Raw genomic sequence first — 2,081 nt, forward strand, 5'->3', positions numbered from 1 at the left:
ACTCTGATAAACACTTAATAATGATGAAAAAATTAACCGCATAATTAATAATCGAAATTTAGAATAATACTCTTGTTTTATAGGGGTCAAAACAATTCATAGTGTTTTATTAAATGTTCTTATTTTCGAAGATTATTACTTACTACAGTTATTTGCAAAATGCTTTAATTTAAAATAAATGGTTTCTGTAAGGCACTTTGGTTCAATGTGACCAAATGCTTTTTCTGGAAAGATATATTGACATTTAGCAATAATTTCAGTTTTTGTCATTTTAGTTTCTTTTAGATTTAGTACCATACGGTATTATCAAGATGAAAGAAGTTATCGTCATAGAGCTACCTGAAATAGTAGCTATATGACAATCACTCAATATTATTATCTAGTTTATTATGAACGAACTTTGTGCATTGCGTCAGAAATAACGTCGTCGAAAGATGCTTTATATCTATTCAATGTTTCGCTTTTTTTGTGCCCACTTATTTGCATTACAGTTTGTATTGCTACCCCATTATTAAGAAGCATAGTGATCGCAGTTTTTCTACTTTTATGCCAGCTAACAACATCATACAATTTTTTATATTCGTCTTTTACTTTTCCGTTTGCATACTGACTAGTGATTCTTACTTTCCTATCTAATTTTAAACTTTTAAAAGCATCTTTTAATAACTTAGAACCTCTGGCATCAGAAATGAAAGGAAGTTTAAAATCATGCTTGCTTAATATCTTTATAGCTTCATTTATTAAAAAAACATTCTGATCATTATTATTTTTAGTCCTACGTATTTTGAAGAAATTCTCATTACTAATAATTTCTTTACTGATTTTTTTCAAGTCGCATATAGATAGACTGGTGTAACATCCAATTAAAAATATATCAATTTGATCTTGAATTGATTTATTATCAAATTGTGCATTTTCAATTACTATTAATTCATTTTGCGTCAGAGCGATTACATCCTTGTCAACTTCTTTATCTCGTGTAAGGTATTTTTTTAAATCTACTTTTACATAATTTTTTGTTTCAATCCAATGTAAAAAAGCCTTTACGTTTTTGATAAAATTATTAATTGTTGTTCTTTGCCTACCTGGCTCTTTCTTTAATTTTATTTTATAGTTATTTATAATAGATTCATTTAGATCTACAAGTTTTGATTTTGATCCAACTATTTTTAAAAAATGATTCAAGTGTGCCTTTTTTAATCTAATTGTGGAATCTGCCAGTTCTAATTCTTCATCATTTAAAAATTCATCCACATAAAATTCGAGTGTGTCATTGAATTCTATTTCTTCACCGTTCAGAACTTTATTTATACATCCTAGCAATTCCAACTTAGTGGGTTGTCGCTCTTCAAATTTGATTTTATCTATAATAAAATCATTTATTACTGTTTTATAAGCATCCAAAACAGTTCTCAAATCAAAAGTTTTCGAAGTTTTTTTAGGATATCCTGCTGCCCAATCTTTAATGCTTACATGCTTTTTTGTCGAGCATCGAATAATCTCATTACTTTGATTTACAAATTTGAAATATATCATTGACTGTTCCTTTTTACTATCTTTTAGATAATATGTAGTTTCCATATTTAATTGTTTATTCTTTATACAAGTTTTAACTCAAAAAGTTGTGTCAAGTAAAATAAAAATTATGGATACTGAACTGCATGTCAGTACACTGCCTAGTACATTTTGAAGTACACCCTCTCTTAAAAAAACCTTGTGATAGGCTGTATTTACTGGTGTTTCATAATATCGTAGGCGAATCCAGTCAAGGTCACTTATAAAATCCCTAATATCGTTGATTATCAGCGTTTTAGGGATTTTTTGTTTTAATATTTGTATACTATTTGTATACAGTATCATTTTTAACGAGAAAAGTTTTACAATTATTTTTTTTACAATACTGTAAATTTAAAGGATATATTCAAAAGTACATATTAACGTATGTAATTGATAAAATATGAACTTAGATAAACGAACGTCTATATTGAACGGCGGATTCAAGTCATAAATGCAACTTTTTGCTGATTTATCAATTTATGTAAATATACTTGGTTTGGTGTTTTAAAACCAAATCTTTTTCT

The 2,081-nt window shown here is 27.3% G+C and carries 1 protein-coding gene; it reads right to left on the bottom strand.

Annotation, left to right across the window (positions count from 1 at the left end; all coding sequences use genetic code 11):
* Positions 1–387 precede the first annotated feature (387 nt).
* Positions 388–1,581, bottom strand: coding sequence for a tyrosine-type recombinase/integrase (locus tag RCH18_RS16025; protein WP_326937780.1), 1,194 nt, complete (start codon positions 1,579–1,581; stop codon positions 388–390).
* Between the last annotated feature and the right edge of the window lie 500 nt (positions 1,582–2,081).

Source organism: Flavobacterium sp. PL11 (genome assembly GCF_035985025.1).
In the GTDB taxonomy this organism is placed as follows: Bacteria; Bacteroidota; Bacteroidia; order Flavobacteriales; family Flavobacteriaceae; genus Flavobacterium.

Bases quoted from the DNA above. Each gene is read 5' to 3' on its own strand.
- RCH18_RS16025 (WP_326937780.1), bottom strand. From the start codon at position 1,581: ATGGAAACTACATATTATCTAAAAGATAGTAAAAAGGAACAGTCAATG.